The 15299-nt window shown below is 40.4% G+C and carries 18 protein-coding genes; 4 read left to right on the top strand and 14 right to left on the bottom strand.

The features are described 5' to 3' along the window. Window positions 1–394: 394 nt before the first annotated feature. From ACO1D1_RS23885 to dat, 3 genes are all read right to left on the bottom strand, one after another. Window positions 395–970 (bottom strand): GNAT family N-acetyltransferase, encoded by a 576-nt coding sequence (locus ACO1D1_RS23885; RefSeq protein WP_423337392.1) that lies wholly within the window; start codon window positions 968–970, stop codon window positions 395–397. 94 nt (window positions 971–1064) lie between these two features. Further along, window positions 1065–2126, bottom strand: a complete 1062-nt coding sequence (locus ACO1D1_RS23890) for a P1 family peptidase (protein ID WP_423337393.1) — start codon at window positions 2124–2126, stop codon at window positions 1065–1067. 40 nt (window positions 2127–2166) lie between these two features. Beyond that, a complete protein-coding gene (gene dat / locus ACO1D1_RS23895) occupies window positions 2167–3009 on the bottom strand; it encodes a D-amino-acid transaminase (RefSeq protein WP_423337394.1) in 843 nt (280 codons plus the stop codon). A 265-nt stretch (window positions 3010–3274) separates the two neighbouring features. Here dat and ACO1D1_RS23900 point away from each other — a divergent pair, with 265 nt between their 5' ends. After that, entirely contained in the window at window positions 3275–3658 is a 384-nt protein-coding gene (locus tag ACO1D1_RS23900) for a hypothetical protein (protein ID WP_423337395.1), read from the top strand. Between the two features lie 17 nt (window positions 3659–3675). Then, window positions 3676–4413 carry a hypothetical protein gene (locus ACO1D1_RS23905; RefSeq protein WP_423337396.1) on the top strand — a complete coding sequence of 246 codons (738 nt, stop codon included), beginning with the start codon at window positions 3676–3678 and terminating at the stop codon, window positions 4411–4413. 75 nt (window positions 4414–4488) lie between these two features. Here ACO1D1_RS23905 and ACO1D1_RS23910 read toward each other — a convergent pair whose 3' ends face one another. From ACO1D1_RS23910 to ACO1D1_RS23930, 5 genes are all read right to left on the bottom strand, one after another. Then, window positions 4489–4926 carry a CoxG family protein gene (locus ACO1D1_RS23910; protein ID WP_423337397.1) on the bottom strand — a complete coding sequence of 146 codons (438 nt, stop codon included), beginning with the start codon at window positions 4924–4926 and terminating at the stop codon, window positions 4489–4491. Window positions 4927–5145: 219 nt separating this feature from the next. Further along, window positions 5146–6114 carry a 2-hydroxyacid dehydrogenase gene (locus ACO1D1_RS23915; protein ID WP_423337398.1) on the bottom strand — a complete coding sequence of 323 codons (969 nt, stop codon included), beginning with the start codon at window positions 6112–6114 and terminating at the stop codon, window positions 5146–5148. Beyond that, window positions 6104–6253, bottom strand: a complete 150-nt coding sequence (locus ACO1D1_RS23920; protein WP_423337399.1) for a hypothetical protein — start codon at window positions 6251–6253, stop codon at window positions 6104–6106. The genes ACO1D1_RS23915 and ACO1D1_RS23920 overlap by 11 nt, the downstream gene beginning before the upstream one ends. 39 nt (window positions 6254–6292) lie before the next feature. Further along, window positions 6293–6496 carry a hypothetical protein gene (locus ACO1D1_RS23925; RefSeq protein ID WP_423337400.1) on the bottom strand — a complete coding sequence of 68 codons (204 nt, stop codon included), beginning with the start codon at window positions 6494–6496 and terminating at the stop codon, window positions 6293–6295. A 418-nt stretch (window positions 6497–6914) separates the two neighbouring features. Then, window positions 6915–7796, bottom strand: coding sequence for a LysR family transcriptional regulator (locus ACO1D1_RS23930; RefSeq protein ID WP_423337401.1), 882 nt, complete (start codon window positions 7794–7796; stop codon window positions 6915–6917). 92 nt (window positions 7797–7888) lie between these two features. Between ACO1D1_RS23930 and hutG the strand changes: the two genes are divergently transcribed. Next, complete coding sequence (gene hutG, locus ACO1D1_RS23935; RefSeq protein ID WP_423337402.1) at window positions 7889–8893, top strand: formimidoylglutamase; 1005 nt, start codon at window positions 7889–7891, stop codon at window positions 8891–8893. Beyond that, entirely contained in the window at window positions 8877–10064 is a 1188-nt protein-coding gene (gene gltS / locus ACO1D1_RS23940; RefSeq protein WP_423337403.1) for a sodium/glutamate symporter, read from the top strand. Before hutG ends, gltS begins: the two co-directional genes overlap by 17 nt. Before the next feature lie 226 nt (window positions 10065–10290). Here the strand turns inward: gltS and araB are convergent, their stop codons facing one another. Genes araB through hxlA form a run of 6 tightly spaced genes read right to left on the bottom strand, consistent with a single transcriptional unit; the run spans window position 10291 to window position 15297 of the window. Further along, window positions 10291–11961 carry a ribulokinase gene (araB, locus tag ACO1D1_RS23945; protein WP_423337404.1) on the bottom strand — a complete coding sequence of 557 codons (1671 nt, stop codon included), beginning with the start codon at window positions 11959–11961 and terminating at the stop codon, window positions 10291–10293. A 54-nt stretch (window positions 11962–12015) separates the two neighbouring features. Beyond that, window positions 12016–12615 (bottom strand): KpsF/GutQ family sugar-phosphate isomerase, encoded by a 600-nt coding sequence (locus ACO1D1_RS23950; protein WP_149871999.1) that lies wholly within the window; start codon window positions 12613–12615, stop codon window positions 12016–12018. 38 nt (window positions 12616–12653) lie between these two features. Then, complete coding sequence (locus ACO1D1_RS23955; protein ID WP_423337405.1) at window positions 12654–13334, bottom strand: fructose-6-phosphate aldolase; 681 nt, start codon at window positions 13332–13334, stop codon at window positions 12654–12656. 36 nt (window positions 13335–13370) lie between these two features. Then, window positions 13371–14102 carry a D-allulose 6-phosphate 3-epimerase gene (alsE, locus tag ACO1D1_RS23960; RefSeq protein WP_423337412.1) on the bottom strand — a complete coding sequence of 244 codons (732 nt, stop codon included), beginning with the start codon at window positions 14100–14102 and terminating at the stop codon, window positions 13371–13373. Next, entirely contained in the window at window positions 14081–14641 is a 561-nt protein-coding gene (hxlB, locus tag ACO1D1_RS23965; RefSeq protein WP_423337413.1) for a 6-phospho-3-hexuloisomerase, read from the bottom strand. The genes alsE and hxlB overlap by 22 nt, the downstream gene beginning before the upstream one ends. A gap of 29 nt (window positions 14642–14670) precedes the next feature. Continuing rightward, on the bottom strand, window positions 14671–15297 hold the full coding sequence (hxlA, locus tag ACO1D1_RS23970) for a 3-hexulose-6-phosphate synthase (protein WP_423337406.1): 627 nt from the start codon (window positions 15295–15297) through the stop codon (window positions 14671–14673). Window positions 15298–15299 lie beyond the last annotated feature (2 nt).

Raw genomic sequence — 15299 nt, forward strand, 5'->3', positions numbered from 1 at the left:
CAAGTAGACAGGTTCTACTTCGACGTTCGTACCTAAAATTTACTCAAACATCCAGGTAGACGGATTCTACTTCGACATTCTTACATAAAATCCACTCAAACATCCAAGTAGACGGGTTCTACTTCGACATTCGTACCTAAAATCCACTCAAGCATCAAGGTAGAACGTTCAAAAATCAAGTGATTTCCAATTAATATCCAGTAAATGTCTTAAGTTTCTGAATAAACGTCATAAACCCTCGTCATTACGTCATAAATTCATAGAATTATGTCATAAGTCTCCAAAAATATGTCTTAAGTCCAAAGAATTGTGTCGTAAGTTACGTCGCACTCGGCACAAACAGCGTCGCTTTAAAAACAAACATAAAAAAAACAGAGAAGCCCTGCTCCCTGTTTTACTTTAGCTGTTTGTCTGACCCAGTGGCCTTTATTTTTCGATTTAAAACATTTTCCAGCAAGTCCCAAGCTTCCTCACAGCTTGGACCTGCGATGTAAGGCTCAAATCCATAGTTCAAGTACATATTGACCGCTTGATAACTTGTCGTTTGCGATGTGAGATAGGCTTTTGAATGATGTTCCGCTAAAATATTCATGGCCGCACTGAGTAAGGGTTTTGACAGTTTCTTCCCTTGATAGTCAGGCACAACCCCTACCCAATGGATTCTGCCCGATATTTCTCCATCATCCTTTAAGTCGCCATACCACGCTGTTGTCGTTCCAATCACATCGCCATTTTCATTCTCGATGAAAACACACCTTCTTGTCATCTCATCGATATCGGCGCCAAATTCTTTATTGAAGCGTTCGAGTGCGGCTTCCTCATCTTTAAATTCACCTGCACTTGTTTCAATCCTAGCCCAATGATGTTCATCGCCTTTTTCAAATAACCTCATTCGAAAACCGGGTGGTAGTTCATATTGAGGTATATCCAACAAATCTTTTCTCACCATTTTAAGTCGAATTCTTTTCATTTAAATCATCTCCTTCTAGTGAAGACCCCATGTTACATTTATTTAAAAAATACCTACATTTAGGTTTGCTAAAATTTCCAATTTGCCACACTTTCTATGTAAATGGACAAGCATGAACAACACGCCCCATTCTGCCTTGCGTCGCTACTGCTTGTGATAAGGAGTTTAAAATTGCCTCTTCCGCAGCCTCGGCAGCTCCTGTAAAAAGTTGATTGGAAAGCGGGTGGTCTTCCCTTAGCTGACTGCGTGTTTCTACCGTTTCATTTGTAAAATGCGGAATTTTATTCGCAGTTGAAAAACCGATCACGATATCGCCGCTTCCATGACTAAAGTGGCTTCCCGTTCGGCCAAGACCAATTCCGCAGCGTTTGACTATCCTCTGCAACTGTCTGCTGCTAAGCGGGGCATCTGTTGCTAACACGATAATAATCGATCCGTCTTCTGTTTTCGATAAGGCTGGAACACGTTCTTCCCGCAGCGCCAAATATCGCCAGCTTTGAAACTCTTCTTTTTTCCCAAAATTACTTAGTACCATACAGCCCACTGTGAATGAATGACCACCGTCCTCAACAATTCGGGAGGAAGAACCAATTCCCCCTTTATACCCAAAGCAAACCATTCCCTTTCCTGCTCCGACAGCTCCTTCCGCCGCAGCATGATTGGATGCCTTTTTAATAGCTTCCATCGCATGCTCCGGTTGAACGGGGAACCGCCGGATCGAGTTTAAATGGCTGTCATTACACTCTCCTACCACTACATTAATCGTTCCAGTTGTATCACCAATTTCGGGATTTTCCTCGAGCATATAGCTCAGGGTTCCTTGGGTAACCGCTGGAACCCCAAACGTATTCGTTAACATAATCGGTGACTCAAGAACACCCAATTCTTTCACTTGGATAAACCCGGTTGTTTTTCCAAAACCATTTAACACATAGCTTGCGGCCGTTACTTTTTCTTTAAAAAGGTTGCCGCCATGCGGTAAGATCGCAGTTACACCTGTACATGCATAATCTTCCAAGTTTTCTAAAGGATAATCAAGGGTAACATGGCCAACCTGAACGCCCCTAACATCCGTAATACAATTTTTCTGACCGACAGGGAGCCGTCCGATGACAATCCCCCGTTCCCTCACTTTCTTAGGCTCATGATTCTCCAAAACAATTCCTCCTAGGAGCAGGTTTTCGACCAAACTTAAACTACTTTTTTTCTCCAATCAATTTTTGGAATTCCTGATACATCCTTAACGTCAAATCTCCAGGCTTTCCATCGTTAATGTCCTTGTCATCCACTTTCACAATCGGTAAAATTTCCGATGAAGTACTTGTGATAAACACTTCATTAGCTGCCAGTAAGTCATCTGGTGTGAACATTTTTTCAATGAAAGGTATTCCTAAAGAGTGCGTAACTTTTTCAACGGCCATCCGTGTGATCCCCGATAAAATCTGCTTCGATAGCGGGGTTGTGTAGACTGCCCCGTCTTTAATCATATACACATTCGAGCTCGTTCCTTCGGTTACATAGCCATCTTTTACAAGGATCGCTTCAAAGCAGCCTCGTTCATGCGCAGTTTGCTTTGCCAAAATATTGGGCAGAAGATTTAACGATTTAATATAACAATTAGCCCACCGCTCATCTGCATGGAAAATCGCCGTCACACCGTTTTCTCTTAAAGGCTTTTCAATCATTCTTGCCGGCCTGACGGTCATGGAAACGGACAAAGGCGCTTGTGGAAAAAGATGCTTTCGTACGGCAATTCCTCTGGTAATTTGTAAATACACATCACAATCTAGTAAGTTCGATTTTTGGACGGCTTCCAAAATCAGGGCTTTAAACTCATCCGGAGATTTTTCCATTTGTAATTTAATGGCCCCTGCACTTGTGATTAGCCGCTGCAAATGTTCGTCCAGCATAAAAGGTTTTCCATTATACACGCGGATTACCTCATACACACCATCGCCGAATTGATGTCCCCTTTCATCAATTGGAACGACTGGTTGATCCAGTTGGATATATTCTCCGTTAAAATAACCAATGCTCATACTTTCTAACCTCCTGATGGTTAATCATAGCCTAATTTTTCGACAAATATCGGGTCGGGCCAGTGGTACCACTACAATGTTACACCAATGACAACTGATTTGTCCCCAGGAATCGGAATGAAAATCTCGTTGTTTACACAATAGATATTTCGCCACAGGGGACTATTAATCCCCCTAAATAGGATAATTAGTTATTTTATAGTTGACTTTTAGCGCCATTACAAGGTAGTATATGGATACAAGTTTTTTAAGGAGCGATGTTTTGATGAAAGAAATCAAAAAAGAATGGTCGGTCAAAATTGCCCTTTTTGAAAGTGAATATACTACCTTACAAGATCTTGCATCCGAAATTGATATAACCGTAAAAAAGTTGGTAAACAAATCCATTAAACTGGCATTAAAAGATTATGAGATGAAATACCATATCAAAAGATCGAGCCAAATAAGATATGTCGAAGATACTGAGTTAAGAACATATAGCTTTAAAATCAAAGAAAAGCATTATGAAAAACTAAAGGGCATTTCCGACTCATTGGAAATGAATGTGAAAGAAATAGTCAAATGTATTTTATCCTATTACCCAAATGTAGTGGTGAAGGCGGTTGAGGCGGCAGAAGAAGCAGCATTGGAGGAATATTATTTAAAATAAAGGAGGATGGATGAAAAATGAACAAATTACAAACGAAGCGCTTTACAAACGTGTTGAATGAGACCATCCTGGACATAAAGCCGAGGAGCAAAATTGACCTAGATATTGTTGAAAGGTTTAAGCGGATTGTTACAGAAGTCGAATTCTGTGTTCATCCTACTCCTGGCAAAGAATACTTGCCATTGCAGCAATTTAGAATCTTAATGGACAAAATAATCAATGTGATCCATTTACGGGATATGGGGGAATTATATCAAGAATATCTTCATGCCGTTGATGAAAGTGATTTTTTGAGAAAGGGTAGAACGTTTTTATCACGGGAAAGAATGAACTCGGAACACCTGATTCATCGTGAGAAATTCAATAGACCCCGGGTTGAAAACCTGATCCAACATCTAAATAACCACATGGAACAGAAATTTTATGGGTTGCCTCCCTTGGACACCAGCTTACATAAAGCCAAGTTTTCCCTATTTGAATATCAATTAGGATGGATAAGCAACGATAGCAGTATGGTCATTCATGATTGTGAAATGACTTATAAAGAGAAAATTGGTAAAACAACATTGTTGGAAATAGAGCAAATCGTATTATTCTTCGTATCAAATTTGTTTATCCCTTATTGTAAAGATCACAAGAACAAAGAATATCTAAAAACCATTCATAAAAAATGCAAAAACGATTTAATTCAATCTAAATCTTTAAAGAAAAAACAGTTAAAACACTACAAAAAAGAATTACGTGGGGCTGTTTAAAAGGGCCATAGGGACGGTTATCATGCTCCACTTAAAAACGCTAGAAAAACCGTCCGTCCCACTGGCTTGCCTCTGTCACTGATTTAATTTTTTGGCGATGGCAATACCCATTTCTTCGGTTATTTTAGGGATAACCGATTTTAAAACTGCATTAATCATTGGCCCCATTGCACCGCCGGCAGTCATATCAAGAAAGCCTGTTATCCGTGTTTTATTTTTATCCAACGCCTCTGCCAGAAAATATCCACTGCCTGAAAGGTTCTCATTTAGTCCTTTTAGATTAAAGGTAACCCTGGTCGGTTCAATCCAGTCTTTTATCGTGATCATCAGATTAACCTTTTTCTTTATCGGCCCCATTTTACTATAGAATTCCCAGGTAGACTGGCGGTTAGTAAATTTCTGATGATGAATATAGCCTGGAATAAGTGGTGCCCAGTGATCCATGTCCCTTACAAAATCCCACACCTCATTAATTGGTAAGCCTACCTCAACTTGAAACGTTCCGCTTGGCATTCATTTTCCTTCTCTCCATTTCACTAAAAAAGACCTTCAAAATAGTTAAGGCCCTTTTTATATCTATATGTTCTTACACACATTTGTTGAAATTGGCTTTTTCACCCAAATGAAAAATGCGTTCTGAAGGAGAGGACCCCATAGCGGTCGGTGTCGGAACGGAAAACACCCTGGGAAAAACATCAGCAGAAGCGTCCCCATGGTCTTTCTATGGTCTTTCTATTTGCTGATTACCGGTGTAAGCGGCTTATTGCCATTGAGGACACTCACTAGGTTATCGGCTGCTAGATTTGCCATGTTGGTTCTTGTTTGGATACTTGCGCTTCCGATGTGTGGCAAGGTGACAACGTTTGGTAACGTTAATAGTGGATGGTCAACAGGTACCGGCTCTTGTTCAAATACATCAAGCCCCGCGGCCCAAATTTGCCCGTCCTTCAATGCATGGTACAATGCAACCTCATCCACGATGCCGCCTCTGGCCGTGTTGACCAAAATGGCATTTCGTTTCATCAGGGCTAATTCTTTTTCACCAATGAGGTGATGAACCTCAGGGCTATATGGAAGAAGGAGGCAAACATAGTCAGATTGCTGTAATAACTCCGCTAGTGTGGCGTAATGAATTCCCAGCTCTTGTTCCTTTTCCGGCTTTCGCGTCCGATTATAATAGAGAACATTCATATCGAAGCCCTTTGCCCGCTTGACCAGCGCTTCGCCAATTCGCCCTAAACCGATGATCCCGATGGTGGCGCCATAAATATCCTGACCCGTCAGCTGCATCGGGGACCATGTCTTCCAGTCACCATTCCGCAAATAGTCAGAGGATTCGACGACCCTTCGTGCGGCAGCCATTAACAGCGTAAAGGTTAAATCTGCTGTCGTTTCCGTCAATACACCAGGGGTATTAGTGACGACAATCCCTTTCCTGGCAGCCGCTTGAATATCAATATGGTTATACCCAACCGCTAATGTACTAATCACCTTTAAAGAAGGCGCCTTCGTTAAAACCTCTTCATCAATCGTCTCCGTTAATAGACAAAAAAGTCCATCCACATCCTCAATCTCTTTTAGTAAAACATTCCTTGGAACAGGAACATCTTCCTCTTGCCACATTCTTACATGAAAATGGCTTGAAAGTTTATCAACGATTTCCGCAGGCAGCTTTCTTGTTATATACACCTTACTTTTCAACTGATTCTCCACCTTTCGAGCCTTGCCCGGCACTAATAGCAAAAAATGATTTTAATGACGGATACAACCCGATAAACACATTATATAATTTATCGTAAATTTTCAATTGATCTATCTCTGGTAGTCTGATTCTTGACAAGAGTGCCCCCGATTTCTTCTATATACTATTCATCAGGTATTATCCTAAACTTTGACGTCGTTTTTCCCGATTTCTCTGTAATTCCCCTTGTTTCCATATATATTTTTGCATATAAAGCTTTAAAACATCTTTCATGGTCTTCCCATTTCTTTCTACAGCTTCCCGAAAATCATTTTTAACATTTTCCGGAATATCAATACTTAGTCGTGCCGTTTTTACCTGCGATTCTAGCCCCTTTTTCAACCTTATGTTCTTTGTTCGTATTTTACACATGGATATCCCCCTCCATTTGAATATTTGAGAGTAAAAAACCCCTTCCAAAGATAACCTATTAAATTAAACATTTTAAATAGTCTAAAGATTATCTAATTTTAACAACTGAAAGCGAATACATTGAAACAATATTTTTCGACAAAAATCGACAAATTTGCTATTATACATGATAAAATCGTCATATAAAAAAGTATGTCTATCTATGGTTTGTTTGGTTTGGCGATTAAACAATACCACGAAAGAGCATACTTTTTCGTTGTTTTTCTGTTTTCTAGAATAAAGAAGAGTCGCTAAAGAGCCATCGCGGTTCAATTTCGTTCTTCCCATGGTCTTTTTCATTCACTTTTCCTTGTTCAAAAAGCCAGCAGAACCGTCCGTCCCCTTGGTCTTAGCTAAACCTCCGCAGAATATCCTCTATAAAAACCTGAATCGATGGGGCAAGAAAGCGATTTTTCAAGTAAGTTAAATAAACGGTTCTTTTAAGAGAGGGAGAATCAAGCGTTCTCCAGACAACAGACTCATCCTCTGGTCCACGTAAATAATTTTCAGGGATAATCGTAATCCCGAGGTTTTCTCTTACCAATGTAATGGCGGTCTCAAACCGTTCTATTTCATATTTTAGATTAGGCGTCGCCTGTTCGTGTTGAAACGCTTCTAGAATATCTTCCCTCGTCTGAAATCCTTCCGTACAAATAATAAATGGCTCTCTTTCCAACTCTTTGATTTCAATAGATTCCTTTTGAGACAATGGGTGATCCTTTGGCAAAACCAGCACCAATCTTTCATGATACAACGGCTTCGATTCAATATCTTCTTCAAAAACATACTGGTTTGTAATAATGACATGAGAAGAATAATTCCTCAAGGAATCATTTACATCTTTTCCGCTCAACACTTCCATCAGCTTAATTTTTATAGAAGGAAAACGAACCTGGTACTCGCTGAGTACTTTTGGAATCCAATGCTTGACGGACTCAATCAACCCAATATGAAGCACACCGCTGCCAACTAGCTTTACCTCTTCCATCTCCTTTTTCAAGATGTCCATCTGGGAAATAAGCTGGACCGATTTTTTATATAAAATTTTTCCAGCGTCCGTCAATTGAATTTTCCTTGTACTTCTTTCTAACAGCGGGGAGCCGACTTCATGCTCTAAATTTTTTATAGCATTGCTTAAAGAAGGTTGTGAAATATGCAGCAACTGCGCGGCTTTTGAGTAACTCAACTGATCAGAAACAGTTACAAAATAATTTAAGGTTTTTAAATCCAACACAATCTCCCCTTCCTATTTATAACTTCAAACTATAAATATATTAAAATTATATATTAGAAATTATAAGTATGTCATTATAATATTGAAGTATGAAGATTCAGAAAGGATGCGAGAGCGTGCGACATAATAGTTCACCAGATTTATGGTCCGGACGAACGGACCATACAGAAAGAAGAAGCAGTTTCCGCTACCATCAAATCGTAGAATTGATTGACTGGAAAAAATTAAGCCCTTTCAATAAGAAGACCTGTGCCATAATCGGATTCGAATGTGAGGAAGGAGTGCGGCGCAATCAAGGGCGATTAGGTGCTGCAAAAGCTCCAAACGCTATTAGGCAAGCGCTCGCAAGTCTCCCTTGGAAGCTGCAGGAAGGAACTCGCTTGATCGATGCAGGGAATGTGAGCTGCGAAAACAATCAGCTCGAAGAAGCACAGAAAGCATTGGGTAACACTGTTTTCAACATCCTTTCAAATGCTGCTACCCCGATTATTTTGGGCGGCGGTCATGAAACATTGTACGGACATTATTTAGGGGTCCGGAAACATATTGGTAAAGACGCTTCACTGGGAATCATTAATATAGATGCCCATTTCGATCTGCGTTCCTATGAAGAACATCCTTCGTCAGGAACCATGTTTAAGCAAATCTTAGAACAGGATTCAAATAGCGACTATTTCGTGCTGGGAATCCAGCGTTTTGGGAATACTCAAGAACTATTCGATACAGCGGACAACCTCGGCGCCTGTTATATTTATGAAGAAGATATGCACGATGGCCAGATGGATGCGATCATTTCTAAAATAAACGAATTCATCCAAAAACACGATTATATCCTGCTGACCCTTTGTACGGATGTCTTAAATGCAGCCTTTGCACCTGGAGTCAGCGCCCCCTCTCCATTTGGTTTAACACCAATGGCTGTCCGTACCTTGATCCGTACTGTTGCATCACATCAAAAAACACTTTCCTTCGATATTTGTGAAGTGAATCCGTCTCTTGATGAGAATGGAAGAACCGTTAAGCTAGGTGCTTATTTAACAAACGAAGCTATTATGGCATTTTTAGGAGGACATCACGATGACACTAGAACTTAATCAAGTAACCACAATTTTTTTAGCCGTCGCATTATATGTATTAGGAACATTCCTTGTAAAAAAAGCGGGCTTTCTGCAAAAATTTTGCATTCCGGCACCAGTTGTCGGAGGACTATTGTTTGCCATCATCGCAACAGTTCTAAAAGCAACCGGCCTTCTAAACATTACCTTAGATACCTCACTGCAAAGCCTATTCATGCTCACGTTCTTCACCACAATCGGCTTGGGAGCCAGCTTTAGACTCGTCAAGCTGGGGGGAAAATTGCTCGTGATTTACTGGGTTGCCTGCGGATTCCTTGCCCTCATGCAAAACGTGATTGGTGTCTCGCTTGCCTCATTGTTCGGCATTCATCCACTGATTGGAATGATGGCCGGAGCGGTTTCAATGGAAGGCGGACATGGTGCCGCTGGAGCATTTGGCCAAACTCTTGAAGATATGGGGATTCATTCAGCATTATCGATTGGAATTGCCGCTGCTACCTTTGGCCTCGTTGCCGGTGGCCTTGTCGGCGGACCGATTGTCAAATATTTAGTTGGCAAATACAATCTTAAACCGACTGAAACGGAAGAAGTCACTGCCGGCCCAGAAGAAAAGGACGAACCGATTACGACAAATACTTTTTTCGTTCAAGTTCTTATGATTACCTTCTGTATGGCATTAGGCACGTATTTAGGTGAATTGTTCTCATCAGCCACCAGCATTGTCCTTCCAAGTTATGTCGGTGCCATGTTTGTGGCGGTCATCGTCCGCAACATCGTGGACAAGCTAAACCCAAAAGCGATCGACATGAAAAGCATCAACCTGATTGGCGACGTTACACTGGGCATTTTCCTATCGATGGCACTTATGAGTATCAAACTTTGGGAAGTCGCAGATCTCGCGCTGCCGATGTTAGTTATTGTCTTTGTACAAGTTATTTTTATTGTGCTATTCGGTACGTTCGTTTTATTCCGATTACTCGGTAAAGATTATGATGCTGCTGTAATGGTAGCCGGATTTACCGGCCACGGCCTTGGTGCTACACCAAATGCAATGGCCAATATGTTTGCCGTAACCGCCCGATTTGGCCCTTCACGAAAAGCATTCCTAGTTGTCCCAATCGTAGGCGCCTTCCTAATTGACGTATTCGGCATGCCAATCATTATTGCAACAATTAATTTGTTCAAATAAATAGATTAATCCACAGGGGTCAGTTCCGCTACCGAATGTAGCGCGACTGACCCCTGTATTGTTTCAATTGAAAGGGAAAGCGAAGGTAATACGTATAGCAAAGGGAAAAAATCGATTGTCGGCGCTCATTAGATACCGGTTCTTTTAACAGTGCAAGCACTAAGCCAAATGAAAAAAGCCAGCCGAACTGTAAAGCCAAGAGAACGTCCGTCCCCCTGGCCTCAGTTTACATACTCTGCTCTTTTCTAATAGCCTTTAATCGCTTCATGGACTCTTTTGTATATATTCCGAAGTGGTCATATAAGGCTGCGTATTCACGGTACAAATGATTGTATATTTCTACATTTTCGGGAATGGGGTAGTACACTTTGTCATCCAATTTCCCCATTACTTGGCCTGCTTCAAAGACGTCGTCATAGCCACCTTGTGCTGAACCGGCCGCAACGGCTCCAAAGATGGCGCTGGCTAGAGCGGGAGCTTGGGAGGATCCACCGATTTTCACTGGCATATCAAGGACATCCGCATAAATTTGCATCATTAAGGCGTTCTTTCGGGCGATTCCTCCAGCTGCAAAAAATTCATTGACGGGTACGCCATGATTCCTAAAGGTTTCCACTATTTTCCTCGTGCCATAAGCAGCTGATTCGATTAATGCGCGATAAATTTCTTCCGGCTTTGTTTGAAGTGTTAATCCCACAATCAAGCCAGTTAAGTCCACATCGACCAAAGTGGAACGGTTGCCATTCCACCAGTCTAGTGCGACTAATCCATTTTCACCGGCACGTAACTGTTGGGCTTTTTTTGTCAAATAGTCATGTATACCTATTCCTTCATGTTCAGCAAGTTTCGTATACTCTGCACTGACGCAGTTATCGACAAACCAGCCAAACGTATCTCCAACACAATTTTGACCGGCTTCATAGCCAAAAAAACCTGGAACGATACCATCTTCTACCACTCCGCAAATACCCGGTACGGATTGCTCTTTCTCGCTAAGGATTAAATGACAGCTGGAGGTTCCAATGATATTAAGCATTTTTCCTGGGCCATCCACTTTCAGTGCAGGGAAGCATACATGGGCATCCGCATGTCCGATTGCTACTGAGGTGCCGACCCTTAATCCGGTCATGCCGGCTGCCCTCCCGGTGATTTCCCCTGCTTTTTCTCCAATTGGGGTAACTGGAATATTAAGCTTTTCTTCCACCACATTTTCTAAACGGGGATCAAGTTCCTTAAAGAATTCCCGCTGTGGATAGCCATCTTGTTTATGCCAAATGGCCTTATAACCTGCAGTACATGCATTACGTGTATGGTTACCTGTTAGCTGCCAAACTACCCAGTCTGCTGCTTCAATAAAATAATCCGCTTCTTCATAGATGTATGGTTCCTCATCCAAAATTTGCCATACCTTCGGAATTAACCATTCGGAGGAAATTTTACCCCCATAGCGATTCAGCCATTTTTGATTATCCATTTTCACAGCGATCTCATTTAATTGATCTGCCTTATCCTGTGCTGCATGGTGTTTCCATAGTTTCACATATGCATGTGGTTCCTCTTTATATTCATCCAAAAAGCAAAGCGGCGTTCCATCTGATTTAATTGGAATGATTGTGCAGGCTGTAAAATCAATGCCAATTCCGATAATATCATCAGGAGACACACTGGCTTCTTCGATAACATTTGGTATAGTTGTCGAAAGTACATCCAGATAGTCTTGCGGATGCTGTAAGGCCCAATCCGGAAGAAGTGTCTTTCCACTTGGTAAAGAATACTCCATAACCCCATGCTTATATTCTAATGTACTCGTGGCTAATTCTTCTCCCGTACTCACATCAACAAGAATCGCACGCCCAGACAACGTACCAAAATCAATTCCAATCGTATACTTTGACATGCATCATACCTCCAGCAATATTTCTCCGTTACTGTTAAATTTCTTAAATGTCTTCTATAGCCTCTTTAAACTATTTCCAACTTTTCCACCTGGATGAATGACAGCAAATTCTTCTTTTGTAAAGCCTCTAAATCTAGTGATAGCAATACAAATTGCATCAAAAACGGCAATTGTTGCTAAAATACTAGATGTAGCCAGCATATTAAAATCATCGGGTTCTTTACTAATTTTTATTTTTAAAAGTGCATTAGCTTCATGTGCGATATATGAATTTTCTGATTCAGTAACAGCAATAATTGTTGCACCTTTAACTTTGCAGCTAGGAATGATATTATTAATTTCTTGAGTTTCCCCACCTTTAGAGAATACAATAACAATATCCTGACTTTGCACTACTCCTAACCCACCGTGGACTGCATTTGAAGGTGATAAAAATAGTGCAGGGCATTCTATGCAACTGAGAGTATGTGCAATTTTTTTAGCCGCTGCTGCAGAAGTTCCACAACCGGTTGTAATAATCTTCCCTTTACAATCCATTATTAGTTCAACAACTTTATTAATCTGTTCTTCATCCAAGTTATCTTTTATTTCTTCAATTGATTCTGATTCTTTAATGAGTGTATCATTAACCGAATCTATTATTTTTGAAAACATTCGTAATCACTCCCCTTTCATGTGATATCAGATGATATTTACAGATCTTGTAAAGTTACGCCATTACCATACACTTCTTCCCAATCACTTTTAAAATTACTAACGGCCTCTTCAATAGCAGGCATTTTCAGCGAATGACTAAGCAAGCTAGGATCAACGGTCGCACAATGTGCACCACTCTCATACGCTCTCATTACTTGTCCAATATTCTTAAAACTAGCAGCTAATATCTTTGTTTCCATATTGTATTCCTTGATTAGGTTACTAAAATGGTTAATAACGGAAGTTGGGTTAATATTAATATTTTCCATTCTGTTAAAATATGGAGCTATGTAATCTGATCCAGCCATAATTGCAAAATCACCTTGAGCCATGGTGTAAATCGCTGTTGCTGTAATTTTAAATTGTTCCCTTTTAAGAATTCGTATCGTTTTTAGTCCTTCCTCATTAACTGGAACTTTAATGTAAATATCCTTACCAAGTCTTTCCGCGATTGTGTATGCTTCTTTCACCATTTTCTCACTTGAGTCAGTTGTAACTTGGACATGTAAGGAACAATCAGTTCCAACGATGTTTCTGATGTTCTTCAGATGATTAAATACGTCTAAGCAACCTTCCTTTTTCAGGATACTTGGATTCGAGGTTACACCTTTTATAGGAAAAATTTTCGAATAATATTCAATATCATGTAAATTTGCCGTGTCAAACATTAATTCCATTTTAAATTCTCCTTTTACAACTACCATTGGATATTCTTATTTCGTAACCTCATAAAAATTTTCATAAGCTTGGCTACACGCTTTCAATAAATCGTCGTCCAAATTGAACAATCCAGAGGATCCAAGGACAAAAACATCTGCTCCTGCATCTTTTAACCGTTTAAATGTTCCTTTATTAACAGCTCCATCTACCTGAATTTTATAGGTATATCCGTTCTCTTCTCTTAATCTTGCTGCAGCTTTTATCTTATCGAGCATTTCATTGATGAAGGGCTGCCCAGCAAATCCAGGATCAACGGTTAGAATCGTTAATAACTCAACCCGGCCTAAATAGGTTTCAACAAAACTTATTGGTGTTGCTGGATTTAATACAACTCCAACCTTACAGCCCTCATTTTCAATCATATTAAATATACGGAAGGCGTCATTACTAATTGTTTCCGCGTGAGGTGAAATATAGGTTGCACCTGCCCTTGCACAAGGTTGAATCCAGTGTTCAGGATGAGTTGTGGCTAAGTGAGCGTCCATCGGCTTTTTTACCACTTTAGAAAAAGCTTGTATAAGATCGGGTGACAAAGAAAGGTTTTTGCTGTAATGCCCATCAATTATATCAATATGAAAATACTCTACATTTTGATTTAATATCTCTATCTGTTCCTTCACATGTAAAAAATCCATACACATTAGTGAGGCTGAAAATTGTGGTTTCATTTTCTTCTCCTTTTGAAAAATAAAATCGATTAGGTTTATTCGAGATTCGCATGGCATTGCCATAAATCGTCGAGTACAAGTTGTTTATCTTCTATCATCATCGCGGCAGTAATATCGCCAAAAAGTAAAAGGGTTTGCTCAAACAAAGAAGTCATCGGCTGCTTGGATTGAACCTCGTCTGTATTTTTTAGTTTACTCGCCACAGGAATCCTCAGGAAAAAATCTGTATATTCCTTTATACTCCCCTCTGGGTTGCTCCCAATATGAATGACGGTTGCGCCAATTTTCTTTGCCTTCTTAGCAATTTCTACAGGAATTAAAGTGTTCCCGCTGCCAGATCCAACGACTAAAATATCTTTGGCCGTGATCGCCGGCTCGGTTATGTCCCCAACAATGACAGAATGAATGCCGATATGGGCATATCGCTTACAAATTGCTTTTAACGAGAGTAAAACACGGCCAACACCAATAAAGAAAACTTTTTCCGCCTTTTCAATCATCTTTATATACTGGACAACGCTTTCAGAATCGATCGATTTTAATGCCTGCATACATTCATAAAGGGCAATCTCTCTTTTCTCCTCGTACATCTGCACATTTACCAAATGAGTTCCCACCTTATTTTCTATAAATCAAGCAATTGTTTGATATGTTTCGCACTTTCTTTACGATCTTTCTGGCCGGTAATCCCATTGCCGACAATCACAATTTCAGGTTGAAACGGGACAACCTTACCGACGGAATGAATCGTGATTCCTCCTGCTATCGCACTATGCTGTGATCCAACCGTCCTTTGCACTCTTGATAAGGTATCGAACGGACTTTGTGTGTCTTGTACATCGAAGGCAGTATGGACACAGATATAATCAACGCCAAGTTCGAGCAATTCTTTCGCTCTTTCTTCTACATTCTGGACACACATCATATCAGCGAGTATTCTTCCGTTACGATTTTTAGCAGCCTTGACAGCCCCTTTAATCGTTTCATCATGGGTAATTCCCATAACGGTTACGACTTTTGCACCCGCCTTAAAGGCGATTTCTGCTTCAAATTCACCTGCGTCCATAATTTTCGTATCAGCCAATACTGATTTAGTGGGAAACGCCTGTGAAATGATCCTTACAGGTTCCATTCCATAATCAATGATCATCGGGGTTCCCACTTCTATCACGTCAATATACTCTGCTACATCATGAAGAATCGCTAAAGCCTCATTTGTATCACATGTATCTAATGCAAGTTGTAGTTTCATCG

It is taken from the genome of Neobacillus sp. 19 (genome assembly GCF_049463095.1).
Classification (GTDB): domain Bacteria; phylum Bacillota; class Bacilli; order Bacillales; family Cytobacillaceae; genus Neobacillus.